A 23,961-nucleotide genomic window follows, 5' to 3' on the forward strand; every position below is an offset into this window, starting at 1 on the left:
GAATGCCGAATTCTAATAGCCTTTTGTCATAAAAAAGAAGGCTATTATTCCTATCTTAATTCGGGTAAAGCCCCGAACCGTAAGGAAACCCACTCGCCTCAAAACCCTTAAATGCTGAGTTTGCAAGCACCCACAAAATTATGCAACTTGGCTAATGACACATCACTTTTTATCGTCAATATACAGCCGTCAGCGCTGGCGTTTTCCTGTATTTGAAGAGAACTATTATGAGTGATAAAACAAAAAACAAACCACTACCTTCCTTTATCGAAGAACGCTTGAACTTCTATATTCAAGACCTGATTACCCAGAACCAAAGCCAGAAGCATTTAGTATTGGGTAAACGCCCCCAGCGTAATTCCGTTGTGATGCAGAGCAATGATTACTTAGCGCTGTCACATAACAAACCGATCCAAGAGGCCCATCAAGCGGCGATTGTCGAACAAGATGACAACGTAGTGATGTCTGCAATTTTCTTACAAGATGAGCAGTCTAAACCTGCGTTTGAAACTGAGCTCGCGAACTATGTCGGAATGGAGAGCTGTTTGCTTTCTCAGTCTGGCTGGGCTGCTAATATTGGGCTATTGCAAACCATCTGCCCACCGGGCACACCTGTGTACATTGACTTCTTTGCACACATGTCGCTATGGGAAGGCATTCGCGCTGCAGGCGCCCTCGCCCACCCGTTTATGCATAACAATATGAATCACCTGCGCAAACAGCTAGAGCGCCACGGCTCCGGCGTTATTGTGGTCGATTCGATTTACAGCACAATCGGCACCATCGCCCCACTACGCGACATCTACGAAATGGCGCAGGAGTTTGATTGTGCCGTTGTCGTTGATGAATCGCATTCACTGGGTACGCATGGGGAAAATGGTGCTGGCTTAGTTCACGCATTGGGTATCACTAACCAAGTCGACTTCATTACCGTTAGCTTGGCTAAAACCTTTGCTTATCGTGCAGGCGCTATTCTTGGGCCGAAGCAGCTTTCAGAAACCTTACCTTTTGTCGCGTATCCAGCTATTTTCAGCTCGACCGTGTTACCACAAGAGGTGGTTCGTTTAGAGAAAACATTAGAGGTAATAAAAGGCGCAGAAGACAAACGAGAAGCCTTATTCAAAAGCGCTAAATCGCTTACTACCGGTCTCAAACGGATTGGCTTTAACATCCGCAGCGAGTCTCAAATTGTGGCACTAGAGTGTGGTAGTGAAAGAAACACCGAACGTGTTCGTGATTTCCTCGAAGAACGAGATGTATTCGGTGCGGTTTTCTGCCGCCCCGCGACGGGCAAGAACAAAAACATCATCCGCTTTTCGGTCAATGCCGACATGACACCAAGAGATATTGACCATGTGCTCACCGTTTGTCATGAAGCGTACAATCATCCGGAATTAGAGTTCGTGTGATTGTAAGGGCAATTCACACAACAGGATTCTTTGAAAGATAAGATCCCTTCCGATAATCAATATAAACGGCAGGACTGAATGGACGCTATCATGTCGCGATACAAAAAGAGCCCAGCGAATTGCTGAGCTCTTTTCTTGTGTTCATCTGTTTATCTGTTTATCTGTTTATCTAGTTCAGCTGGATAACCGGACGGTGCAACAAATCAAATCCAGTGAGCAATTTTGTCGAACAGTCGGTTTTTGTCTGCCGGTTTGACGATAAAGTCTGACATGCCTGACGATTCCATTTTCTCTAAAGTGACTGGCGAGCTGTCACCCGTGTGAGCAATAATTGGCACTGAAGAGTATGCTTTGTTAGCGCTTCGAATTCGACGAGAAGCTTCAACACCGTCCATGATTGGCATCTCGATATCCATCAGAATTAAATCAATATCATCGCTATCCAACGCGTCTAAGGCTTGTTGCCCATCTTCTTTCTGTACGACATCAAAACCCTGCTTTTCCAATAACATTGCCGTAAATCGGCGCAGAGATTCGTTGTCATCGACCACCATGATCGTGCGCTTATTGGTAGCCTCTAACGGTTTTACAGAAACTGATGGCATCACATAGTTGGAGTCGAAAAGTAAGCGTTCGATGGTCGCCTTGGTATTCAGTAGCCAAACTTGTGTCTCCACCCAAATAGGCTCGAAAGAAATGTTACGTACACGCTTGATAGGATGACGCTCATACAAGTAAATGATTCGCGCCTCAGTGAACGAAAGTAACGATTCAATCTTATCGAGGCAATTGGCTCTTAAATCCAAGCTCTCCATATCAACGAAAATCAAGTCGAATTCGAACTGGTATTCCTTATTTTTAAGCGCTGATGCTACATCCAACACCGTGAGCTCAAACCCCATAAAACGGGCTACCTCAGTCATTTTATTGGTGAGAACTTTCTGGTCACTCACCATTAGCACAGTCTTAAGTTTAGTCAGTTCATTCTTGATTTCTTTCACCGAATGGGAAGACAAAGACGGAAAAGTCATCGTGAACTGTGTCCATTGATCCACTTCAGACTGACATTTAATTTCACCACCAAACGAGCGCATTACCTTCTGACAAAATGGCAAACCTAAGCCGTAATTACCCGATTGGCCAGTAGTATAAAAGTCCTGAAAAATGCGTCGAATCACATCATTTGAGATGCCTGATCCGTTATCGGTAACCATTATTTGATTGGCCACTTCATCACTAGACATGGTGACATGAATATGAAAATCTTCAGGGCTGCGATGGTGGAATGCGTTCTTGAACAAGTTATACATCACGTACTTCAACAAAGTGTCGCTACCCAAGAAATCAAAGTTACTCTGTACGTCTAAAGAGATTGCTGATTTATCAGCAGAGCGCTTGTAATTGAAACTGTCTATCGCATCCTCAACCACCGCTTGCGCTGAATGCTTCTTAAACGTAGATCGAGAGACTCGGTTTTCATCAATTGAAGTCAGTAACAGATCTATCGTTTCGTTACCGGAATGAATGATCTCCATCGCTTCATCGCCCACTTCACGCAACTGAATCACTTCTTCATTGCTTAACGCATATTGCCCTTTTTGATCGCCACTTTTAGGGTTCGGCAATATGGACTGCATGACATCAATAGAGGTAAGTAATCCGCTTAGAGGGTTTCGCATCTCATGGGCAATACCCGCACCAAAAGACTTCGCCAATGACACCTTGTTTTCATGTTCCACCTGATTGCGGAAGTAGAACAAGTTGCCGAATAAGTAGATAAACAAAAAGATTGGCACATGCGTCCAATCCATTGTGAGTTCGAGGTAGAAGCCTTGTGCAATCCAAGCGCACAAAGTAGCAATCCCAATACCGGCAAAGGTTTGTGCAAACATCACTCTCGTCACGTGCACCAATAAAATATGGAGGAAAATAGCCGACATGAATGACATAACCCAAACGTTGGACCAATTATTCATTAGCAGCATGTAGAAGAAGAAACCTGGCAAACAGATAGTTACGGCAACTTGATAATAAGCCGGAAGGTATTTTCGCCATTCAAATGGGACGCGATTGCGAAATATAATGCCAAAGAACAATACCGAGCAAAACAGGCGAAGCGCTAAGTTTTCGTAGGGTTGCGGGAACAAAAACTCCCACACAATGTAGTAAATTGGGAAGCCGACAAAGCCCATCCAACCCACGAGGGTTAAATTCGGTTCTGCGTACTGGTAAACTTTACGAATCGCGTTCATACGAAATACTTTGCTCTCTAAGCCCTGACGTTTATTAATTCTATGATTTGGTTTTTATACTTATATTTTGGCGCCGATTATATTACACATCACGTCCGAGCAGTGAGGTTTCAATCAAATATGTACCAACGCATTTGTTTTTATTATTAAGCGTAGATGAATGATGCACCCTGCTGACGCTTAAATTTAAGTACGAGTGCTTGGTTCAGGGATGGGCATGCGCGGTGTTCTTTTGATAACTGTGTTCAGCTTACCGCTATGTCACTGTTACTCGATGCATTTTTCTTGGAGTATCCCCGTAATCTATCACTGCGTAATGTTGCGTTACCCTGTTATCCCAGATCGCCATTGAGCCGTTGTCCCATTTGAAACGAACTTGAAACTCAGGGCGTCTCGCAATTTCAAACAGTTGGCTGAGTAAAACATCACTCTCTTTGCGGTCGAGTTCGTTGATATAACGAGTAAACTGTTCATTGATACAGAGCGTTTCTTTATCCGTTTCAGGATGAACTTGAACAACAGAGTGAACCACTGGCGGATTCTCCTGTGCTGTTTTAATCAAGGATTTGTGCCAATCGAGATCAATGTCTTCTGATTCTATACCTTCAAAGGCCACAAGCGAATGAGTCGCCGACAACCCTCTCAACTTAGCTTTCATATCTTCATGTAGAGATTCAAAAACCGCAGTCATAGAACACCAGATAGTGTCACCACCAATGCTTGGAATGTGTTGAGCATGCAACAGGGAAGCTTTCGACGGCAAGCTGCGCCACGTTAAGTCGGTATGCCAATAACTTTCCTTTGGCGCATTGCCACGGGTTGTTTCAATCACACTCACCTGTGGCGCACTTTCCACGCGAGGGAAGAAAGGATGTGCAGGTTCTAACGTTCCAAAGCGCTGTGCAATCATCAAGTGTTGTTCTGGAGACAAAGTCTGCCCGTCGAGAAAGATCACTTGATGGGCAATAAGTGCCTGATACACCTTATCGAGTTCATCAGCACTGCATGTAGAAAGCTCTAGTTCGTGAATACGAGCGCCGATGTGAGGAGTAATGGGTTCTATTTTCAACATACTTTCGCTTATTGGTGATATTGAGTTGCAGGGCGGATCTGGCTACTAGGCTAATCTGACTACTAACTGTAAACCGGGTAAATGCTGATTTTCTTTCTCACTTGAAATAGAAAGTCGTCTCTCCGAAACAAAAAAAGAGCTCCTAAGCTGGAGCTCTTTTCGTTTTTTGATACTTCCTGTATCCATAGACAAGTCCAATCTGTAGTACTTTCACTGAAAGCCAGATCATCGATATCTCCAGTTGTGTATCACCAATAAATCTAGCATACAATCTTCAGACTGTTCTGGGACACAACCGAGATAATCAACTCTAGTGCCAAGCCATCTCACCGCTTAGCACTTTCGCGCCAAGTTCTAAATCGCCTTCCGTAGCCTCAAATTTCGGGTAGGCTTTCTTCATGTAATCACTGATCTCGACCGATGTTGGATTACTTTTGCTCGCCAACGCTTTTTCAATATCAGCCACATAATCCTTCGTGAAGTGAACTGCATTTATTCCTGTTGGCATTTCACCTAAATAGTGACCCGGAATTACAACCTCTGGCTCTAGTGCTTTCATACGCTCCAACGATTGTGACCACTGGCTACGAATCTCTTTCGATGCAGTATCTGCCATCCATACATGCACACCGCTATACACCGACACGCCACCAAACACCGTTTTTTCAGACGGAACCCATAGGTAAGCTTGGTGTGTATTTATCTCTTTCACTTCGATGGTTTCACCTTCGATGCTTAATGTTGTGTCGTTCATCACCATTGGAACAATCACCTTAGAGGGCGCGTTGCCTTCTAATATAGGCCCCCAGTATTCAAGCTTTGCATCTTTGGTGCGTTTGATATGCGCGACAACGGCTTCACTGGCAACGACTTTAACGTTAGGAAATTCCGAAACTATCGGTTCCAAACCAAAGTAGTAATCTGGGTCGCCGCTGCTGATGTAAACCATCGATAATTTTTTGCCTGTGGCTTTGATTTGCTCCACCAAATTTTGTCCGTCTGCGACACTGAATTGTGCGTCAAATAGAATCACTTCTTTCTCACCCGAAACCAATACCGAGCTTGCAGGGAATATCGCGTTCTCACCGGGGTTATAGTGAGTGATGTTCAGATCCACAGCTAAAGCAACACTTGATGCCAGCACGGTTCCTAGGCTTATGGTTCCTAAAAGCATGCTTTTTAATAACAGGTTTTTCGATAACGTATTCATGGCTTTATTCCGATACTTGGAGTTGAACACCTGCCAACTCGTTGAATGTCCAAATATCTTATTTAATTGTTTTTAGATGAAATAGATATCAAATTGACTTTAACTATTGCAGTTTTCGGACATATACTGAGGTCGGTTTAATTCTCTAGGCAATAAAACAATGGATAAACTCGAGGCAATGAATGTCTTTGTCACCATAGTGGAACGTGGCAGTTTGAGCGCAGCGGCAGAGCACCTTGATCTCTCACGAACCAAGGTCACTCGTTATTTGGGTGAGTTAGAAACATGGATGGACACACGCTTGCTTCACAGAACAACACGAAGCTTGAGTTTAACCAGCGCAGGTAAAGAAACACTTGAGGTCGCCAGAGAACTTTTGGCACTGGAAACATCCCTAGCTGGGATCAGAAACCAAAACCGAGAGCATTTAAAAGGTCAGCTGCGTATTACTGCGAGCTACTCGATTGTCGATAGCTTCTTGATGGAATCAATTAGTCGCTTCATCGCCAAATGGCCAGAGGTTTCTATCGACATTATCTCGACTGATCAGACCGTCAACCTGGTTGAGTCACGCATCGATTTGGCCATTCGCATAACCAACGAACTGACGCCCAATATTGTCGCGAAGCAGATCGGTGAATGCCGCTCCGTGATTTGCGCATCGCCTCAATATCTAAAAGAGAAAGGCACACCCACAGAAGCCCAAGATCTAGCGCACCACAACTGTTTATCGTTCAGTTACTTTGGCAAAACCGCTTGGACGTTCAATGGCCCCAATGGGCTCGAATCGGTTCCGATTAAAGGGAATATCAGTGCAAACACCTCAGAGGTTCTGCTTTCTGCCACACTCAAAGGCAACGGTATCTGTTTACTGCCCTTCCCTTCAGTGGAAACCTTGATGCGTGATGGTCTATTAGTGCCACTGCTTTCTGAATGGCAACCTAAAACGCTCGGTGTTCATGCTATTTATGGAACGCGTAAGCAAGTCACACCGCTGTTAAGAGCCTTTATCGACCATTTATCTGACGAGATGGAACAATCGACAAGTTGGTAGAAGTACGATGCCATCACTAAGGAGGAAAACTTGCCATTAGTAAAACTGATGCAGAATTAAAATCATTAATTTTACTTAACTGTCAGTTGCTTCTATCGTGACTGCATACATCATCAATTAGCTTATTCACGCAGGGAAACTGACTATGGCTGCCATTACCGACCTAGACCTTCTACTGAAATCCATGTCACCAGAATTAATCGACGGGAGCTATGTTTTTTGTACTGTAGGCGGGGGATTGGCAGACTATGTTCAGCTCAATCCAATCTCGACTTTTCGTGAGAAAGAAGGTTTAACACTGGTTCTGAAAGAAGAAGTTGCGACCAAAGCTCAGCTAAACTTCGACGGTGTATTTAGCCTTATCACTTTATCGGTACATTCGAGCCTTGAAGCGGTTGGATTAACGGCGGCGTTTGCGACAAAGCTTGGCTCTTACGGCATTAGCGCTAACGTGGTTGCGGGCTACTATCACGACCACATCTTCGTTCAAAAAGACAAAGCAGAAGCTGCAATGAGTGCGCTGAAAGAGTTTTCAGAAGTAGATTAGTAAAGAATTCGATTACTCACAAATACAAAAAAAGCGACGTAATCTACGTCGCTTTGGCTTATTGCTTAACGTACACTCACTGATCAGGCATCAGTGAGCGAACCAGTTAAGCAAGCTTAAAAGTCGCCACTTTGTCACTTAAGCCAGCGGCTTGGCTCTTAAGTTCGTTCGACTCAGTTAAGCTGTCCTGTGCGCCCACAACTAAGTGGTCGGTAACATCTTTAATGGTCGTCACGTTCTGGGTAATTTCACCCGTCACATGTGTTTGCTCTTCAGCAGCCGTCGCGATTTGAGTCGCCATATCGCTGATCAAAGCAACTGCAGTATTGATCTCTTCAAGCGCATGCGAAGCTCGATCGGCATCTTCTACTGAATGTATTGCCAACTTAGAACTGCTCTCCATCAGCTCAACCGCTTGCGCCGTTGTACGCTGCAGGATATCAATTGTTGATTTGATCTCTTCCGTTGAAGAGTGAGTGCGCTGCGAAAGCACACGTACTTCATCAGCAACCACAGCAAAGCCACGACCTTGTTCGCCAGCACGAGCCGCTTCAATCGCAGCATTCAAAGCAAGTAAGTTGGTTTGCTCTGCAATGCCTTGAATCGTTGCGAGTACAGTCGAGATCTCTTGAGCATGCTTGTTAAGTTCGCTAATCACACTACCCGCTTCATTAACTTCATTGGCTAGGTTATTGATTGAACCTTTGGTATCCACAACCAGAGCGTGACCACTGTTAGTGCTTGTCGCTGAATCTTGCGCCGCTTTTGCTGTTTGCTCGGCATGCGATGCTATCTCTTGCGTGGCGCTCGCCATTTCAGTTACGGCCGTCGCGACCATAGTGATTTCTTGCTGCTGATGATTAAGCTCATCCACCGAACGGTTCGCACGCTGAGCACTTTGCTCTGACTGGCTGTTTAGCTGTTCTGACTGCCCACGGATATGGCCAATCAACTGCTGTAAGCTTCCAACAAAGGTATTGAAGTTATGAGCCAACTCGCCCACTTCATCTTGGTTTTCAACATGAATGCGTTGAGTTAAATCACCACTACCATTCGCGATTTGCGCCAGTGCTTGAGAAACGTGGTTCAACGGGCGGAATAGAATCGTACACAACAGGTTAAACAGTATGGTACATACGATCACCACAAGTAGCGTCACCAACACTTGACCAATCACTGCATCAAATAGTGGCGCAACCAGAGAGTCATGGTTAACAACGCTCACAGTAATCAGGCTCGTTCCATCAATCGCACGTGCGTACAGAACATAGTCGCTGCCATTCAACTCGATAGAAGTGTCTTTACCGCTAGTCAGCGCCTTTTGTACGTCCGCAAAATCTAACCCAAGTGAGCTGATATTTTTGTTCAGTAACTTGGTGTCAGGGTGCGTATAAACCGTGCCTTTATTGGTCGCGATGAACATGTAACCTTCACCCGGAAGAATCACTTGCTCTAGGCTATTAAGAATGTCGGTAATTTCAACATCCGCGCCTAACACAACCTGTTGACCATGTAATTGCATGGCAGTACCCAGCGACACAACATTCGCCCCAGTTGCAGCTGCAACCGTTGGATTATCCATGAACACCTTACTAGGGTTTGCTACCGCGTTGGTGTACCAACCCCATAGACGTGGGTCATCATTGCCGGGCGGCAATACCACTCCGTTTGCGTTCTTTTGCGAACCGTCTGGAAACGCCAAGAAGACATTATCAAAAGAGGCTGAATCACGAACCTGTTTTAGGTGAGTCACCAAGCTTTCTTGTTTGGATTCTTTCGAAAGAGAAGTAAGCGCACGCTCTTTGGATAAGATCCAATCCGATACATATTGATTGTAAGAAGCCGATGCGCCTTCTAAACGCTGTTCAACTTCTGTATCCAACCTTTGCAATGAAGCACGAAAAGACAATGCCTCGACCAAGATCCCCCCCAGGATAATGGCCATACTGGCTGAAATCGCCAGTTTATTTTTAAGCGAGAGTTTCTTGAACATAGGAAACCTATAATGTGGAAGTAAAAAACCGTGGCGAACAAATTGGTTGCCAAAGAGGTTTGCAAGCGGGATATATTTTACGCTTTAAAATAAATTAAGAAACCGATGAGGAACTGAAATATTGATATATGTGAGTAAGTGCACGCATCGTAACCCATTGATTTAGAGAATGGTAAACTCTAAATTTTGAATTAATGTGCTAAACATGGTCAGCTGATGAGTGTCTCTGTTTGAGAATAATAACGGCACAGATCGCGCCATGCCGTTAGCTCATTAGGAAGGTATTTAAATGAGTTGAACGTCTGAATAGAAACAGGTTGCGAACTAAATAGTCAAAAGTTGATCAACCAAAGTCCAACGTTAACAGCAATCGTGTTTCGTCAGATGAAGTGACTGGTGAACGGTGAACAAGGCCTCTATTCTCATTGCCACTCCAACGCTCCCCTTTTAATAACGCAACATCACCACTGGCCATTTTCTGGATGTCAGATTCGTCGTTGTACAGGCCTGAAACAGAATCAGGCTTTCCGTTAGCCCCTAGCCCTAGCTTAGAACGGTCGACTAACTCGTTTGGCAACCATTGAGTCGCAACACCATGATAAGTTGTCACCAAGCGGCAAGGCACTTGATCAAAATGGAAACGTGGGCACATCGCTTTATTCAGAACGGCTAAACGCAACCCGACTTCTTCAAGCTCAAACAAACAACAGAACATATCCACCAGCTCTGCCATGTTTTCTAATAGCGCTTTAGAGGCGGTGCCATCGGTAGCAAATTCCAACTTATCGAAAGCATTATCAGGTGACACGCTAACAGACTTACTAAAGTTTGGATTCAAGGCGATAAATTCACTAATTGCCGTCGTTAAGCCTTCATCAAACTGTCGCTGCCATACCGCTATATTAATATCACTTTGGTAGATATCCGCTAATACCGTTGGCTGCTCAGAAGCACTCAAGCTTGGCTTGTGATTTGCCTTATCCTGAATACTCACAGCTGAACTAATGTTGAGTGGCTGGCTGCTATTGGTAGCCAAAGGCTTGGTTAACACGGCATTCATTACGTCGTCTCCTTGATACATGCTCATCGCTTCCCTTTTACCAACAGAATAATTATTCTTGGCAAGAGTGATTTTGGTTATGTTATAACATAACCAAAAATAAACAAGTCACTTCGTCGATCATGATTCCAGTAATACAGCGACGCTCTTCTTTTCCTGCGGTAATTTTTCGAATGCTGAACTAAGCTTCTCTCAATCACTCTTTCCAAAAAGTCATTTTAAAAACGTACGACTCAAGAACGTAAACCTGTGAATTCATCAATCTGGTGACAACTTATGAAAAAACTAATCTCTACATTCGGCCTCCTATGCACCGTTATCTCCGCTCAATCTTTCGCGGAGTCGGGCTACACATTAGATCCGAAGTTATCGAACATCACATTCGCGACCATTAAAAAGCAGTTTGTTGTCGAGCCCGCATCCATCAAACCTATGTCTGGAGGGCTTACCGAAGAGGGTCAGTTTTCAATAGTATTGGACTTGAAAAGCGTGAGCACCGGAGTCGCTATTCGTGACCAGAGACTGAATGAACTCTACTTTGAATCGATGACTTTTCCTGAAGTGAAGATCTCTGGGAAGGTTGAACCGTCGATGCTATCTGGTGATCCAAAAAGAACAACAGTAGCAGCGGAAGTTACTTTACACGGCGTAACCAAAACGATCGACTTCCCAGTTGTGGTGGTTCCATCCTCAGGGTTTGTCATGGTTAGCTCAGCTTCGACAATCATCGTCAACGGCGCTGATTTTGGGATATCGACAGAGAATCTAAACAAACTTTCAGCGACCGTGGGTGAATTAGCGATTTCCGACCAAATCCCTTTAAGCTTTAACCTACTTTTCGACCAATAATGGACTTATAACTATTCCTTTCTATTCTCCCTCATTTCACATTCATCAATCGTTTGAGAGCGGTGAATGTGAGTAAGAGTACGCGACAACGCAATAAACTGAATTAGGTTTGAATAAACTAAACCAAAATTTCCACTCGATTTCCCCAAGTCGGCCAGATAAACATCCCTCACAAAGTATTAAATTGAGCGTTATATAGGCTCAGAGATGTCGTTGATGTCACATGTCGTTACACAGCATGACGCCTTAAGGCTTTACATCTTGGACGAGGTAAACAACAATCCCTGAGAACAAATCCATAACATAATGTATTTAGAAATTATGAGTAACACAGAAAACAAAAAATCGAGTCCTCTTTTCGAAGTCGTGTTTAACGTCTTTCTTCCTTCATTCATTTTAATGAAGTTCAGTGGAGATGAGCATCTCGGAACAGGCTTAGCTTTGCTTGTTGCCCTTGCCTTCCCTATTGCTTATGGTGGCATGGAGTTAATCCGCAATAAGAAGTTCAACTTCATCGCTGCGCTCGGCTTTGTAAGCGTGCTATTGACGGGCGGTATTGGTTTCTTTGAGCTAGACACTCGTTGGTTAGCACTAAAAGAAGCATTAATCCCTGGTCTAATTGGTTTGGCGGTTCTTGGCTCAACCTTCACCCGCTACCCGTTTATCCAGAAAGTTATCTTCACACCGGCCCTGTTAAATATCTCTCTTATTGAAGAGCGCCTAAAGCAGTTCGGTAACCAAGCAAAGTTTGATCGTTGTCTAATGACATCCAACTACCTATTCGCGAGTACTTTCGCATTTTCTTCAGCTATGAACTACTTCCTAGCGACTTGGATTGTGACTAGCCCTGCTGGCACCGCTGCCTTTAATGAAGAACTTGGCAAGCTGACACTTTACAGCTACCCAGCAATCGCCATCCCAAGCATGCTGATGATGTTAGGTATTTTCTACTACATTTGGCGTCAAGTTCGCACGATGACATCACTAGAAACAGAACAAATTTTTATTACTAAATAGTTCTGAATTAACAAATCGCTCTGACAGCACAACATGAAGCCCAGCAATTAAGCTGGGCTTCTTTGTTTTTACTCTTTCGTTATCAACGTGATAGATGACAGCTTCGATTTGGATTATGAATCGAACGGGCAACCCTAATGCTCTTTTCTCAAGTAAATTTGGGCAACATGTCTATAAACCAATAATAATCAATGAATTGCATTGATTGAACCGACAGATGCTTTTATAGTCAATTCTGTTGGTTACTTTACAAAGCTCTACCCGCTCACTGACATTATTTCAATTGCTGTTGATAAGATCGCATAAGCTAGGTGCTAAAGGTAGACGCCAGCCGTACTCAATAAGGAATATAGATTATGAACAAATCTCAATTAGTTGAACACATCGCGACTTCTGCAGACATCTCAAAAGACCAAGCAGGCACAGCACTAAATGCGCTAGTTGAAGGTATCTCTACTTCGCTTGCGAACGGTGATGACGTATCGATCCTTGGATTTGGTAGCTTTAAAGTTAACTCTCGAGCTGCTCGCACTGGTCGTAACCCGCGAACCGGAGAAGAGATTCAGATTGCCCCATCAAAGACGCCAGCATTTAAAGCGGGCAAGGCACTAAAAGAGACGTGCAACCTGTAACACAAAAAACACAAGGAAGATTACGATGACGACTAAGGAAAAAGCGAAAACGAGCCGAAGCAAAAAAGCAGGCAAGTCGACTAAAGCGCAAGCCGAAACGCCTAAGACTCGTCAACGCATTGAAGAGCTTCTCGAAGAGCGTGAACTGGCTAAACTGTTAGAACTTTAGTTTATATAAGAACTAAAGTTTAGGTTTAAGCAAGGTGATAGTTTGTTATCGTTCTAATGCCACTGCAGATTTGTAGTGGCATTTTTGATTTAGGAGCAAGCGCCTCTAATAAATAACATTGATACCCCTCCCCACTAAAGCGACAAACACATCTGTCCAAAATCTGAACGCTAAGTAACTGATTGAGTTACATAGCTATACATATCCATACTTACCCAAATCACCTTTTTCACTATCATCATTTTCTTGTTATTGGTGAGATTATTGGAAGGGTTCATGACACGACTATGTTCGAGCAATCCTTCTTCTTTGAGGTGATTATGAATGTCGTTCGCATGGGGATTGAAGCAAATACCCATAAAAATAAGGGTAAGTACAAAGCGATAGTTAAGTTTACTATTCGAGCCCTGTTTTATTATTCAGCTACTCGAAAAATGAGTAATAGTTTCAACTCTGAAGAGAGAAAGTTATTATTTATCAAGCAACCCAACTTCCTTTCTAAATTTGTGACTCCCTACTTATGTACTGGCTTTAGCAATAAAGAAAAGATCGATATCTTATCCAAACACTACGACTGGTTTGAAAACACCTTCGCAACAGAAGCTAGACACCAAATCTATAACGAAAGGCTCAATCTTTTAAAACTTGAGATAGATGACAACGTTTATCTGGTTAATCTCAGCTTCGAAAGAAACGCGAGAAAAGAAGGTGAACTGACAATTTCATTGACCAACTCTCAACTCGAAAAAATGTATACCATTTCGTTTACTGTTTTCGACAACAACATCTACATCGGCGGTATACAGGGTGGCGCCAATGACAATGGATTTAGCCGCACATTCACCAAAGCTTTTTACGGTTTAAGACCTAAATCCTTCATGGTAGAAACACTACGACTGCTCGCTATTAACTTGGGTATCGACAATATCTATGCGGTAAAAGAGTCTGGTCATGTCTCGAACTCATTACGCTACGGTAAGAAAAACAAAGACATCAGCCTTAAATACGACAGTCTGTGGGAAGAGCACGATGGACAGGTGCATGATAACTATTTCTATCGTCTCCCGACAAACCCGAACAGGAAAGATCTTGAAGCTCTAAAACGTCAAAAGCGTAAGTTGTATCGCGAGCGTTATGCCTGGCTAGATCTGTATGAACAAGATCTGAAGAACGTAATCAGTCAGCACATCCGTGATCCTGTTCATTATGCTCATGACAGTTAATTTGGCTAACCTGTACTCGACTCGCTAACGCGTATTACCTTTACTAGCGTGCTTTAGTCTAATCACAGCCCTTGGACCAAACGCTCAATCCCGAGGTGATAGCTTCAAAATAAATATTAGACAATGCTAATTTACATCTTTATAGTATCTAGGTATTTCGAAAACTACTCAATCGCCGGCGACCAGCCAGTACTGATCATTAAGAAGATACAAGCTCTATGCTCGGCAATTTGTATAGTTAAACTTAGAGACAGTAATAGGTAAACGTATGACTAAAATTGTAATCATCGGTGGCGTAGCTGGAGGTGCTTCAGCTGCTGCACGCGCTCGTCGTCTTAGTGAAGAAGCCGAAATCATAATGTTTGAACGAGGACCATTCGTCTCTTTTGCCAACTGTGGATTGCCATACCACATAGGTGGCGATATCGAGGATAGAAGCAAGCTTCTGTTACAAACACCTGAAAGCTTCTTAGCTCGCTTCAACGTTGACGCACGAGTGATGAACGAAGTTACCTCTATTGATCGCACCAATAAAACCGTTACAGTCAAAAATCTTGTTGATGGTAATCACTACAGCGAGAGTTACGACTTCTTATTACTCAGCCCTGGAGCCGGTGCCGTCGTTCCTCCCATCTCAGGAATCGATAACCCCCTCACCCATTCACTACGCAATATTCCAGATATGGATCGCATCATCGAAACAATCCAAATGAATAAACCTGAGCACGCGACAGTTGTTGGCGGTGGCTTTATCGGCTTGGAAATGATGGAAGCGTTTCATCAGCTTGGGATCAAGACTTCGTTGATTGAGATGGCTGACCAAGTAATGACGCCAGTAGACCGGGAAATGGCCGGCTTTGCCCATGCGGAGATTCGTGACAAAGGCATCGACCTAAAACTCGGCGTCGCGCTTGAGTCTGTGAAATATATACCTAACGAACACATCGCAAGTTTTGATTCAGGCGAGAGCGAGAAGCACCAACACATAGAGGGTGAATTAGAATTAACACTTAATAATGGCGAGTCATTAACTACTGATATCTTAATCATGGCTATCGGTGTGCGTCCTGAGACTAAGTTAGCAAAAGAAGCAGGACTTCAAATTGGCGAACTAGGTGGTATCTACACCAATGAAATGATGCAGACTAGCGATCCTAGCATCTACGCTGTGGGTGATGTGGTCGAAGAAAAAGACTTTGTCACAGGTGCACAAACTCTAGTTCCGCTTGCTGGCCCTGCTAACCGTCAAGGTCGTATGGCTGCCGACAACATGCTCGGACGCAATGAAATCTATCAAGGTACACAGGGCACAGCTATCTGTAAGATTTTTGACCTAGCCGTTGCCTCAACAGGGAAAAACGAAAAACAGTTGAAGCGTGAAGGCGTCGACTATGAAAAAGTCTATGTGCATACCGCAAGCCACGCTAGCTACTATCCTGGCGCTGAGATTGTCTCGTTCAAGATGTTATTCGCCCCTAAGACAGGGAAAATACTAGGTGCGCAAGCCGTCGGTAAAGATGGCGTAGATAAACGCATTGATGTTATGGCAGTAGCTCAACGTGCAGGTATGACCGTTGATCAGCTTCAACACCTTGAATTAACCTATGCACCACCTTACGGGAGTGCCAAGGACGTGATTAACCAAGCCGCATTTGTTGCCAACAATATTATTAAAGGTGACGCGACACCTATTCATTTCGATGAGATTGCAACATTAAGCGACAACCAACTCCTACTCGATGTTCGTAACCCTAGCGAACTAGAAAATGGTGGCTTTATTGAAGGCGCAATCAACATTCCTGTCGACCAACTGCGTGATCGAATGAGTGAGCTCCCAGCAGACAAAGAGATTGTAATCTACTGCCAAGTCGGGTTACGTGGTAACGTGGCTTATCGCCAACTCGTCAACAACGGCTTTAAAGCACGCAACTTAATCGGTGGTTATAGAACACTCATGTATGCAAAAGCTTAAGGATTAATACTTAGTCGCCGGTAATGGTGCGCGGACACTTACGGGCTAGTTGCTGAGAGAAAGTCGCTCATAAATAGATGCGAGTAGTTAATAGTAAACATTGAAAAACCGAGCTTGGCATTTAAGTAAGTGCCAAGCTCTTTTATTATTCGTAGGAGTCAATAAAAGCTTGCAGTGCTCGCTGATCGACAATTTCTAACCCTTGATCTCCTTTTCTGATGAAACCCTTGTCTAATAGGTCTTTAACCGCTCTTCGATACACTCTGCTCGATGTGCCAAAACGTTCCGCTTCTTGATTCACTTTATCGAAACCGCCTAACACAGTATTTGTCTGACTTTGAACCAATAAGTCGTAGGCAATGTTGTAGGTAATTGAGTGTAAAAGACGATTAGTGTAAATGCCCATAGAGTCTTGATAATCTTCCGCTAATGCAGAGGCGAAAAAGAACATCATCTCCGGATTTTCATGTAGCGCTTCTGATAGTTTCTGGATACAAATAACATCAACTTGCATGTGTTCATCAGCCACTACGTTCCACTGACAAGGGGTCTGCGTGAAAAACTCCATCTCACCGAAGATATGATAATCACAATTCACTTCGCCCAATTGAAAGCGTCGCCCATTAGCCGCCGAAATACTCATAGAGACTCTTCCAGCGGGCACTACATAAAGATACTGAAGCTGCTCACCTTGACGTAGGATTTCATCATTTTGATTGAAGTAACGAGAGTTAACTTGGTGTTGGTAGATGAGATCTCTAAATTCAGAGCTTTTTTGTTCTAAGTAGTTTTTAAAGCGTCCGCTTGAGTATGGTGCAATCTTCATACTTACTCTCTCATTGCATTACTGCTGTCTATATTCAAACGATTGTAACCACTTAAACCACAGGAGAGAACCCAATAAAAAAGCGACGGTCTCCCATCGCTTTCGTCTTGCATTTATTCAGGCTCTTATTGAGTAATTAATGCTTCCAGTGCCGCTAATGACGCTAGCCGCTCTCCTTGCATCATTACCTCTGCCTCATCGACATATTGCCCAACGCCCTCCTTTACATCTTGTTCGTACAAGACAACATTGTTCAAGATAGAAGCGACATTAAGCCCTCTCAAGCGTCCCACGGTAAACAGCGCGGATGTTTCCATGTCTGCACCTAAAATGCCTTTGCCATTCCAGTACTGACAAAGCGCCTTCTCGTCATCGGTATAAAAACTGTCGTGTGAGCGTACCGTGCCCAAATAGTAAGGTGTTGTTTGCTGCTGCAAGAACTTGTCTAGCTCTTTAAGCAGAGAGAAGCTTGCATAGGCGGGATACGACGGCTTAACGTAAGCGGTAGAACCACCCTCATCGCGAACCGCGCCCTCTGCAATAATTAGCTCACCAAGCCCGATATGTGACTGCATCGCACCTGCAGACCCTACTCTGATGATATGAGTCACACCACAAAACTTAAGCTCTTCTACCGCAATGATCATTGAAGGTGCACCAATGCCCGTGCTGCAAACCGATATCGCTTTACCTTGATATTGACCAGTGAAGATTCGATATTCACGGTTTTCAGAGACCAGTTCAGCATGTTCAAGCAAGTTAGCGATTCGATTCGCTCTATCTGGCTCACCACAAACAATAACTAACGGAGCAATTTGCGTTTCATCAACGCAGATATGAGGTTGCTTTGCCATCTTCACTCCTAAGAAGCCGTTGCTTGAGTTAACGATTTATCACTGTTTCGTTTAGCTGTGCGTGCCCACTCACGAGTACCGTTTGCCGCAATAAACATTAAGATTGCGTATTGAACAGACATTGCGTACACACCCTGCGTCGCATAAATACCAACGCTGATAATGTTAATCACAATCCACAGTATCCAGTTTTCAACATACTTACGTGTCATAAGAACTTGAGCAACAATAGATAGAATGGTCATCGTGGCATCCCAGAATGGGAACGCATCCGGTTCAAGCACTGGCTCCGCTAAATCCGCACCAAATAGATTCAGGCTATCTACCGCGATGTTTGCTAGCGCAAAAAAGAATGGGTCGATGTACATAGTTAACAAAGCAATAGAAATCGCACACGCTACGGCCGTTGCTACTAGTTTATTTTGGCTCAACCAACGAACTTCTAGCGTTTCACCTTGCTCATTAGGACGTGTCCATGCGTACCAACCGTAAATGTTGGCGCAAAAGAAAAAGAGTTGTAGAAGTAACAGTCCGTATAACTGAATTTGGAAAAAGATAACCGCGAATAAGGTGACATTCAGCAATCCGAACAGGTAGTTAATGGTTTTTTCTTGGCTTGCAAACCAAATACACAACAAACCAAACACGGTGACGAATGCTTCAATCCAGCTCATTGCGTAGCCATCCCCTATTGGGATATTGACTAAAGTATTGTTGATATCAAGTAGAGCGAATAGGTCCATAGATGTGTCCTTTATTATTTGTTTTAGTGGCACCTATTTTATTGCGCCTCTCCAAATAAAAAGGAGGACATTTGTCCCCCCTAGAATGCATGCGATCATAAATCAGAATATTAAATCCGGAAAATCAATTTCACGGGAAGATGTCATAGCCCTTCCACAGTCTCGAACTCGAAACTCCAGCACCAGAACAGCCCCCTTCCAAAAACGAAATTTTAGCTTACTGGCTTAACGCCGATATCGCATTGACGGTTACGTTTGAGAAGCGCATGATTTTATTTCGAGCAGAATCGTTGTCTGGCGTGTTAACCGTGTAATCGCCCCAAAACTCGTTCTGTGCAACGTACTCAATTGTATGGCAGGTCACATGAATAAAGTAATTATGTTAGTAATGGGGCTGCTTTTTACCAGTCGATTGTTTGCCAGTATTGTTCCTCATGTTGGTCAACTTGAGCATGATGCGCCTATTCTCCTTCGCTCGGCATTGATTGTAGGGGTTGCGGCTTACGCGGTTTGGAGTGCATTTAAATACTTCAAAAAGATCAAGGCCTCAGATTCAGATCAACTGTAACGGCGAAAGTCCAAAAGCTTTTGAATAAGCCTCTAATTTCGATTACTGATCTGCGAAATAATCGACCAAGATTTTACGCCACTTTCGTGACTCACGAATCTTCAACAGGGCGCGGTTAATCTCTTCTTCGTACACGTTATTTTCAGTGATTATGAAACCGTAGTTGGACTTTTATAACTGATAAAACAACACCGCTATACCAAGCTTAAGTTTGATAGCTAGAAACTGACATAAACTGACTTTGTGCCGACGAACATAACTTTCCGCACTGAGTAATTTGGCTTTCTAGGAAGTAGATATTACGTCTACTTTTCACCCACTGGGCACGAACTTCCAGTTCTTGACCAATCAAAATCGGATGATGAAAACGAGAGGTTAAACTCACCGTCATCGCCTTGATATCATTCTGAAATAGACAATGCAACATCGCGCTGTCATGCAATGTAGTGACAATGCCACCTTGCATGATGCCATCGTAGCCCTCAGCTTTATCTGTTGGTACAATCTTGGCTCTGGTTTTATATTTAGCTACTGCCTCATGCTTAGTTAAAGTGTCATGCTCGCCAATAGCTTCAAAACAAATGGCGCTGTCGTTGAAAAAACCTTGGCTGCACACTTGGCAACGCCGATGATTGTGTGGAAAGAAAACCTTCATACTTACCTTTACCCATAGATTGCTAGAGATTGATATGGCTCGACCAAAAAAACATCGCCAGTTGTGTACCCGTACGGCTTACTCTTGTTTTAAGCCCAATGGTGTTCCTATGGACGAGCTTCATAAAGAAGAATTGCTATTGGAAGAGCTCGAAGCCTTGCGCTTGGCTGATCAAGAAGGCCTGAGCCAGCTTGAAGCCGCTGAACAAATGCAGGTGTCTCGCCAAACGTTCGGCAACATTATCAAGCGTGCACGAGCTAAAGTCGCCAAGTGCATCGTCAATGGTCACGCGTTGGTGATTCAAAGTAGTTAATTAACGTGTTAGCCAGAAGTTATTTAACTCAGTGAGCGAGAACTCTGATGCTTACTTCGATACTTAGCTTGATGGCTCAGTAATCTGATACAGCTTTTTGCTTTGCCCTTCACACACATCCTTGCAATTGCATTCACGCTCAATATCTAACTGCGCCAATCCTCCACAGCTGCCTTTGATTGGCTTGCGCGAAAAAATCACGCCTATCGCCATCAATGTAACGACTCCGACAAACCCCAATAGCGTCAACAAAAAGGTCATTGTCGGAACCCTCGAATAGCACCTAGCTGATTAGGCTGTACCATTAGAATCGAAGCTTGTTTTTTGTGCCCGTTTTCGCCGCACGTTTTATTGCCACACCCACTATTTCTCGGCTCGCGACCATAATCGAGATCGGTCACTTCCCGTAGATTGTCGAAATCCAAAGCCCCGATTTCTGCCTTACCTGTCGATGCCAAGACTCGAATATCGTTATTGAACAAGTGCGCCAGCATCTTCTTACCAATATAACGAACCACCACAGATTTCACATCGTAAGAACGGAGAACCGAAATCCATTGCTTCTTTTTATTGCAAGAGGTGTCGGAGTCAATCAAAGGAACAATCTGTTTTATCTGTCGTTGTTCATCGACAATCGCGATCTGTGGGGAACGAGCAAAGTGGTTGCCAACATGAAGGTCGCGACAAGGTACTGCGTATAACATAGTAACTTCCTGTTATTGATGATCAGGAGTTCAGCATACGCCCCATTATTGGCATATGCCAATAACTATCATGTGAAAAATAAGATTTACTGGATCGATAACGAAGATCACAAGCACCCAAACTTACCGTCATCTTCAGCCTATCTCAGTTACCTTTCAAATAACCATATATACTAGGGGGTAGTATTTTTACTGGGGGTATTTTTTGCGTTGTTAATGCCTGTTATCAAGAGCCAAGCTCAAACCCATTACAAAAAGGCCTCGCACAACCGAGAGCTTAATCGACTATTCAACGTCACACACTAGTCTGAATAATGTCGAATTAGGGACCAATCAAAGATGTTTATAGGAAAAATAGGTTGGATTGAAAATCAAGAATTGCAGTCGGCTTCAATGTAAACAAGCTTATAATTTGAAGTGAACAACGCATCGAGTTGTTATAATATAACATCACACTAAATTACCATCATTTCTCATGAAACAGCCATTTATTCTAATCGATGTCATCAATCGCCTCTCCACACGCTATGTAAGCCGTTTCTCGACATGCTTTCGCTCTCTCAAGGGCTTGACTGTTGGCCTAGCATTATTGTGTTTTGCGCCAAATCTATATGCCCATCCTCACTCTTGGATAGAGATGAAAACTCATATTGAGGGAGAGAATGGCATGATCACCGGTCTCTCTATGGAGTGGTCTTTTGATGCAATGACCTCGATGTACATGTTGGATGGAGAAGACGTCTCTGCCGATACAGAAACTGAAACATTCAAAAAGCTCGCTGCGTCTGTAATCGAAAACATGATGTACGAGCACTACTTCACGTACTTTTATGATGGTGAAGAGCCCATCAAATATCAGGTGGTTGAGAACGCAAAGTTTGAGCGTGATAAAGCCAAGATGGTTCTAACATTTGACCTACCACTTTCTAAACCTAAGCCTGTGACACGAAACTCGCTTCGCGTATTGATTTTTGACCCTAGTTACTTTGTCGACATTTCGTGGCTATCCAACAGCGACGTGACATTGTCACCTGAACTGGCAAGACAATGCCATTTAGAATTAATCGAGCCTAACCCGACGCCAGAGCAAATGAGTTATGCAATGTCTTTACCTGTCGATGCAGATCCAGATAACACGCTAGGCCAACTGTTTACACAATCGGTTGAGCTTCATTGTGCGGCGGTTCCCGCTTCTTAGTCGCAGTGATTCGTTTCAGCCTTTAAGTCAGCGTCTAGCTGATTAAGCATGGCAACTAATTAACAGAAAGATTTCAGATATAGGTTCTTGTTAAATGAAGAAAAATCAATCCAAAATCAATCACTACCTCATTGGTGCTGGCGCGTTCATGCTTATTGCTATTGGTGCGTATCAACTGTGGTCCATGTGGCCATCGTTAGTTATCTCTAGCATTCAATGGCAAAGAGAAGTCAATTCAGAACTTGCAGACCTGCTCTATGAAGCTAAATCCAACCCTTGGGGCGCAGGCAGTTACCTTATCGGGTTCAGCTTTATCTATGGCATGCTTCATTCTTTGGGGCCTGGGCACGGCAAAGTTATCGTGTCGACTTACTTAGCGACTCACCCAACCAAAGCCAAGGCGAGTTTAGTGCTTACGGTCGTCTCCGCTTTTTTACAAGCATTGGTCGCAATCTTACTAGTAAGCGTGTTGCTGTGGGGCTTTAGTGCTTCCATGCGAGTAGTGAATGACAAAGCGAATATGTTTGTTTCATTAAGCTTTGCCTTAGTCGCGGTCGTCGGCGCACTTATATGTTGGAAGGCTTTGAAAAACATCTACACCGCTATGCGTAAGCCTAAGCTGAAAGTGAAAGCCATCACTACACTCGCAACAGACACAGCTGCGACAATTTCAGCGCGTTCGCCAATGGCACTTCGTTCGCCAATGGCACTTCGTTCATCAATATCAGCCCCTTCTCCGATAATCGACGCTACTAGCACAATGCAAGCCGCAGCTAACACTCATGCAGATCATTCTCATGCCGACTGTGGGTGCGGCCACCAGCATGTAGCCGATGCAGACGCAATCAACAAAGCCTCAACGCTCCGAGAATATGCTGGAATTATAGTGACGATTGGCGTAAGACCGTGCACCGGAGCCATCATGGTACTGCTTTTCGCAAACATGGTTGGCCTATATTGGATGGGCGTATTGAGTGCCTTTGCGATGGCCATAGGCACAGCACTAACAACCTCTTTAATTGCAATGATGACGCTAACAGGCAAACACTTAGTGAAACGCTACTTGGCAGCAGGTAACAAGAATAACAGTGCTTCACTAAAAGCCGCAGGTCATTATTTACAGCTATTCGGTGGTGTTTTACTTGTCTTAATTGGCTTGTTGCTAATGAGTGGACAAGACAGCGGTATGTCGCCTGTTTTCACTATGTAGCGAACGATGTAATAACAAACCTCAGTTTATTGCGACCTTTACCATTTTTACTAAAAAACACTAGCCCTTATCTCTCAAATCTGAATTAACAGCCACATAATTTCTACTAACCTAACTTTGCACAGCCAGTTAGGTTAGTAGTCAGCCATTCAGAACAGCGCGCTCTATGTAGTTCTGTAACAAACCTACATCCAACTTTGATTTTCCTATTCTTAGCTACTCTTTCATAAACTAACTTAGATTGTTCTAACAATATTAGAGCACTATCCCCCTCCTTTTGAAAATAAGGACATAACTTCCGCAATCCAGAAACTACGATCGCACTCTTCCTATTTTGAAAAAAAATAGAGCAGCAGTTTTATCAATTGAGTAACAAGCCGAAATTATACCCAATAAATTTCACATCAAACTCCAAGCCTTTACCTTACAAC

At 43.7% G+C, this 23,961-nt stretch carries 24 protein-coding genes and 1 pseudogene; 13 read left to right on the forward strand and 12 right to left on the reverse strand.

What is annotated here, in order from left to right:
• The first annotated feature begins 227 nt into the window (after nucleotides 1-227).
• Complete coding sequence (gene cqsA / locus AB4558_RS06040) at nucleotides 228-1,409, forward strand: alpha-hydroxyketone-type quorum-sensing autoinducer synthase (protein ID WP_372074013.1); 1,182 nt, start codon at nucleotides 228-230, stop codon at nucleotides 1,407-1,409.
• Nucleotides 1,410-1,612: 203 nt separating this feature from the next.
• On the opposite strand, the gene AB4558_RS06045 is transcribed toward cqsA, so the two are convergent.
• From AB4558_RS06045 to AB4558_RS06055, 3 genes are all read right to left on the reverse strand, one after another.
• Nucleotides 1,613-3,661, reverse strand: coding sequence for a response regulator (locus AB4558_RS06045; RefSeq protein ID WP_372074011.1), 2,049 nt, complete (start codon nucleotides 3,659-3,661; stop codon nucleotides 1,613-1,615).
• A 256-nt stretch (nucleotides 3,662-3,917) separates the two neighbouring features.
• Nucleotides 3,918-4,733: a TauD/TfdA family dioxygenase gene (locus AB4558_RS06050; RefSeq protein ID WP_017059123.1), complete on the reverse strand. Its 816-nt coding sequence runs from the start codon at nucleotides 4,731-4,733 to the stop codon at nucleotides 3,918-3,920.
• A gap of 310 nt (nucleotides 4,734-5,043) precedes the next feature.
• The gene (locus AB4558_RS06055; RefSeq protein ID WP_372074009.1) at nucleotides 5,044-5,943 is read right to left on the reverse strand and encodes a Vmh family MBL fold metallo-hydrolase; all 900 of its coding nucleotides are present in this window, start codon (nucleotides 5,941-5,943) and stop codon (nucleotides 5,044-5,046) included.
• A 160-nt stretch (nucleotides 5,944-6,103) separates the two neighbouring features.
• On the opposite strand from AB4558_RS06055, the gene AB4558_RS06060 reads away from it, so the two are divergent.
• Nucleotides 6,104-6,997, forward strand: a complete 894-nt coding sequence (locus AB4558_RS06060; protein WP_017059121.1) for a LysR family transcriptional regulator — start codon at nucleotides 6,104-6,106, stop codon at nucleotides 6,995-6,997.
• Nucleotides 6,998-7,142: 145 nt separating this feature from the next.
• Nucleotides 7,143-7,544, forward strand: coding sequence for an ACT domain-containing protein (locus AB4558_RS06065; RefSeq protein WP_136978817.1), 402 nt, complete (start codon nucleotides 7,143-7,145; stop codon nucleotides 7,542-7,544).
• A 106-nt stretch (nucleotides 7,545-7,650) separates the two neighbouring features.
• Here AB4558_RS06065 and AB4558_RS06070 read toward each other — a convergent pair whose 3' ends face one another.
• Together AB4558_RS06070 and AB4558_RS06075 are read right to left on the reverse strand one after the other, a co-directional pair.
• The gene (locus AB4558_RS06070) at nucleotides 7,651-9,537 is read right to left on the reverse strand and encodes a methyl-accepting chemotaxis protein (RefSeq protein ID WP_081228642.1); all 1,887 of its coding nucleotides are present in this window, start codon (nucleotides 9,535-9,537) and stop codon (nucleotides 7,651-7,653) included.
• Nucleotides 9,538-9,880: 343 nt separating this feature from the next.
• Nucleotides 9,881-10,597, reverse strand: coding sequence for a DUF1826 domain-containing protein (locus AB4558_RS06075; protein ID WP_372074112.1), 717 nt, complete (start codon nucleotides 10,595-10,597; stop codon nucleotides 9,881-9,883).
• Between the two features lie 276 nt (nucleotides 10,598-10,873).
• Here AB4558_RS06075 and AB4558_RS06080 point away from each other — a divergent pair, with 276 nt between their 5' ends.
• The 6 genes from AB4558_RS06080 (at nucleotide 10,874) to AB4558_RS06105 (ending at nucleotide 16,459) form a co-directional block, all read left to right on the forward strand.
• Complete coding sequence (locus AB4558_RS06080; protein ID WP_372074007.1) at nucleotides 10,874-11,446, forward strand: YceI family protein; 573 nt, start codon at nucleotides 10,874-10,876, stop codon at nucleotides 11,444-11,446.
• Between the two features lie 321 nt (nucleotides 11,447-11,767).
• Nucleotides 11,768-12,463 carry a VC0807 family protein gene (locus AB4558_RS06085; RefSeq protein ID WP_017059114.1) on the forward strand — a complete coding sequence of 232 codons (696 nt, stop codon included), beginning with the start codon at nucleotides 11,768-11,770 and terminating at the stop codon, nucleotides 12,461-12,463.
• Nucleotides 12,464-12,819: 356 nt separating this feature from the next.
• A complete protein-coding gene (locus AB4558_RS06090; protein WP_065584244.1) occupies nucleotides 12,820-13,095 on the forward strand; it encodes an HU family DNA-binding protein in 276 nt (91 codons plus the stop codon).
• 25 nt (nucleotides 13,096-13,120) lie between these two features.
• Nucleotides 13,121-13,264, forward strand: a complete 144-nt coding sequence (locus tag AB4558_RS06095; RefSeq protein ID WP_017059112.1) for a hypothetical protein — start codon at nucleotides 13,121-13,123, stop codon at nucleotides 13,262-13,264.
• A gap of 320 nt (nucleotides 13,265-13,584) precedes the next feature.
• Nucleotides 13,585-14,487, forward strand: coding sequence for a VirK/YbjX family protein (locus AB4558_RS06100; RefSeq protein ID WP_372074110.1), 903 nt, complete (start codon nucleotides 13,585-13,587; stop codon nucleotides 14,485-14,487).
• A 268-nt stretch (nucleotides 14,488-14,755) separates the two neighbouring features.
• Complete coding sequence (locus AB4558_RS06105) at nucleotides 14,756-16,459, forward strand: FAD-dependent oxidoreductase (protein WP_017067877.1); 1,704 nt, start codon at nucleotides 14,756-14,758, stop codon at nucleotides 16,457-16,459.
• Between the two features lie 145 nt (nucleotides 16,460-16,604).
• Here the strand turns inward: AB4558_RS06105 and AB4558_RS06110 are convergent, their stop codons facing one another.
• The 3 genes from AB4558_RS06110 to pnuC all read right to left on the reverse strand — a co-directional run bounded on the left by AB4558_RS06110 (nucleotide 16,605) and on the right by pnuC (nucleotide 18,882).
• On the reverse strand, nucleotides 16,605-17,285 hold the full coding sequence (locus tag AB4558_RS06110) for a Crp/Fnr family transcriptional regulator (protein ID WP_017072032.1): 681 nt from the start codon (nucleotides 17,283-17,285) through the stop codon (nucleotides 16,605-16,607).
• Nucleotides 17,286-17,410: 125 nt separating this feature from the next.
• On the reverse strand, nucleotides 17,411-18,139 hold the full coding sequence (locus AB4558_RS06115; protein ID WP_102320060.1) for a nucleoside phosphorylase: 729 nt from the start codon (nucleotides 18,137-18,139) through the stop codon (nucleotides 17,411-17,413).
• Nucleotides 18,140-18,147: 8 nt separating this feature from the next.
• Nucleotides 18,148-18,882 carry a nicotinamide riboside transporter PnuC gene (pnuC, locus tag AB4558_RS06120; protein ID WP_372158343.1) on the reverse strand — a complete coding sequence of 245 codons (735 nt, stop codon included), beginning with the start codon at nucleotides 18,880-18,882 and terminating at the stop codon, nucleotides 18,148-18,150.
• A gap of 364 nt (nucleotides 18,883-19,246) precedes the next feature.
• On the opposite strand from pnuC, the gene AB4558_RS06125 reads away from it, so the two are divergent.
• Entirely contained in the window at nucleotides 19,247-19,450 is a 204-nt protein-coding gene (locus AB4558_RS06125; RefSeq protein ID WP_017059106.1) for a hypothetical protein, read from the forward strand.
• Between the two features lie 42 nt (nucleotides 19,451-19,492).
• Here AB4558_RS06125 and AB4558_RS06130 read toward each other — a convergent pair.
• A pseudogene (locus AB4558_RS06130) lies at nucleotides 19,493-19,621 on the reverse strand (ABC transporter substrate-binding protein); the annotation flags it as partial.
• A gap of 34 nt (nucleotides 19,622-19,655) precedes the next feature.
• Nucleotides 19,656-20,105: a PaaI family thioesterase gene (locus tag AB4558_RS06135; RefSeq protein WP_017059105.1), complete on the reverse strand. Its 450-nt coding sequence runs from the start codon at nucleotides 20,103-20,105 to the stop codon at nucleotides 19,656-19,658.
• Between the two features lie 34 nt (nucleotides 20,106-20,139).
• Here AB4558_RS06135 and AB4558_RS06140 point away from each other — a divergent pair, with 34 nt between their 5' ends.
• Nucleotides 20,140-20,418, forward strand: a complete 279-nt coding sequence (locus tag AB4558_RS06140; protein WP_029235478.1) for a DUF134 domain-containing protein — start codon at nucleotides 20,140-20,142, stop codon at nucleotides 20,416-20,418.
• 63 nt (nucleotides 20,419-20,481) lie between these two features.
• Here AB4558_RS06140 and nqrM read toward each other — a convergent pair whose 3' ends face one another.
• Both nqrM and AB4558_RS06150 read right to left on the reverse strand, forming a co-directional pair.
• Nucleotides 20,482-20,679: a (Na+)-NQR maturation NqrM gene (gene nqrM / locus AB4558_RS06145; RefSeq protein WP_017059103.1), complete on the reverse strand. Its 198-nt coding sequence runs from the start codon at nucleotides 20,677-20,679 to the stop codon at nucleotides 20,482-20,484.
• The gene (locus tag AB4558_RS06150) at nucleotides 20,676-21,122 is read right to left on the reverse strand and encodes a NifB/NifX family molybdenum-iron cluster-binding protein (RefSeq protein WP_017059102.1); all 447 of its coding nucleotides are present in this window, start codon (nucleotides 21,120-21,122) and stop codon (nucleotides 20,676-20,678) included. The genes nqrM and AB4558_RS06150 overlap by 4 nt, the downstream gene beginning before the upstream one ends.
• Nucleotides 21,123-21,597: 475 nt before the next feature.
• Between AB4558_RS06150 and AB4558_RS06155 the strand changes: the two genes are divergently transcribed.
• Nucleotides 21,598-22,320: a DUF1007 family protein gene (locus AB4558_RS06155; RefSeq protein ID WP_372158346.1), complete on the forward strand. Its 723-nt coding sequence runs from the start codon at nucleotides 21,598-21,600 to the stop codon at nucleotides 22,318-22,320.
• Between the two features lie 94 nt (nucleotides 22,321-22,414).
• Nucleotides 22,415-23,530 (forward strand): nickel/cobalt transporter, encoded by a 1,116-nt coding sequence (locus AB4558_RS06160; protein ID WP_372158349.1) that lies wholly within the window; start codon nucleotides 22,415-22,417, stop codon nucleotides 23,528-23,530.
• Nucleotides 23,531-23,961 lie beyond the last annotated feature (431 nt).

Origin of the sequence: Vibrio sp. 10N.222.51.C5, from assembly GCF_041474575.1 — a bacterium.
In the GTDB taxonomy this organism is placed as follows: domain Bacteria; phylum Pseudomonadota; class Gammaproteobacteria; order Enterobacterales; family Vibrionaceae; genus Vibrio; species Vibrio crassostreae_C.

Coding starts and splice junctions, on each gene's coding strand:
- AB4558_RS06105 (WP_017067877.1), top strand. CDS start 14,756: ATGACTAAAATTGTAATCATCGGTGGCGTAGCTGGAGGTGCTTCAGCT.
- AB4558_RS06125 (WP_017059106.1), top strand. CDS start 19,247: ATGAATAAAGTAATTATGTTAGTAATGGGGCTGCTTTTTACCAGTCGA.
- AB4558_RS06140 (WP_029235478.1), top strand. CDS start 20,140: ATGGCTCGACCAAAAAAACATCGCCAGTTGTGTACCCGTACGGCTTAC.
- nqrM (WP_017059103.1), bottom strand. CDS start 20,679: ATGACCTTTTTGTTGACGCTATTGGGGTTTGTCGGAGTCGTTACATTG.
- AB4558_RS06110 (WP_017072032.1), bottom strand. CDS start 17,285: ATGAAGATTGCACCATACTCAAGCGGACGCTTTAAAAACTACTTAGAA.
- AB4558_RS06090 (WP_065584244.1), top strand. CDS start 12,820: ATGAACAAATCTCAATTAGTTGAACACATCGCGACTTCTGCAGACATC.
- AB4558_RS06060 (WP_017059121.1), top strand. CDS start 6,104: ATGGATAAACTCGAGGCAATGAATGTCTTTGTCACCATAGTGGAACGT.
- AB4558_RS06085 (WP_017059114.1), top strand. CDS start 11,768: ATGAGTAACACAGAAAACAAAAAATCGAGTCCTCTTTTCGAAGTCGTG.
- AB4558_RS06115 (WP_102320060.1), bottom strand. CDS start 18,139: ATGGCAAAGCAACCTCATATCTGCGTTGATGAAACGCAAATTGCTCCG.
- AB4558_RS06160 (WP_372158349.1), top strand. CDS start 22,415: ATGAAGAAAAATCAATCCAAAATCAATCACTACCTCATTGGTGCTGGC.
- cqsA (WP_372074013.1), top strand. CDS start 228: ATGAGTGATAAAACAAAAAACAAACCACTACCTTCCTTTATCGAAGAA.
- AB4558_RS06080 (WP_372074007.1), top strand. CDS start 10,874: ATGAAAAAACTAATCTCTACATTCGGCCTCCTATGCACCGTTATCTCC.
- AB4558_RS06045 (WP_372074011.1), bottom strand. CDS start 3,661: ATGAACGCGATTCGTAAAGTTTACCAGTACGCAGAACCGAATTTAACC.
- AB4558_RS06155 (WP_372158346.1), top strand. CDS start 21,598: ATGAAACAGCCATTTATTCTAATCGATGTCATCAATCGCCTCTCCACA.
- AB4558_RS06065 (WP_136978817.1), top strand. CDS start 7,143: ATGGCTGCCATTACCGACCTAGACCTTCTACTGAAATCCATGTCACCA.
- pnuC (WP_372158343.1), bottom strand. CDS start 18,882: ATGGACCTATTCGCTCTACTTGATATCAACAATACTTTAGTCAATATC.
- AB4558_RS06135 (WP_017059105.1), bottom strand. CDS start 20,105: ATGAAGGTTTTCTTTCCACACAATCATCGGCGTTGCCAAGTGTGCAGC.
- AB4558_RS06050 (WP_017059123.1), bottom strand. CDS start 4,733: ATGTTGAAAATAGAACCCATTACTCCTCACATCGGCGCTCGTATTCAC.
- AB4558_RS06075 (WP_372074112.1), bottom strand. CDS start 10,597: ATGAATGCCGTGTTAACCAAGCCTTTGGCTACCAATAGCAGCCAGCCA.
- AB4558_RS06095 (WP_017059112.1), top strand. CDS start 13,121: ATGACGACTAAGGAAAAAGCGAAAACGAGCCGAAGCAAAAAAGCAGGC.
- AB4558_RS06100 (WP_372074110.1), top strand. CDS start 13,585: ATGAATGTCGTTCGCATGGGGATTGAAGCAAATACCCATAAAAATAAG.
- AB4558_RS06070 (WP_081228642.1), bottom strand. CDS start 9,537: ATGTTCAAGAAACTCTCGCTTAAAAATAAACTGGCGATTTCAGCCAGT.
- AB4558_RS06150 (WP_017059102.1), bottom strand. CDS start 21,122: ATGTTATACGCAGTACCTTGTCGCGACCTTCATGTTGGCAACCACTTT.
- AB4558_RS06055 (WP_372074009.1), bottom strand. CDS start 5,943: ATGAATACGTTATCGAAAAACCTGTTATTAAAAAGCATGCTTTTAGGA.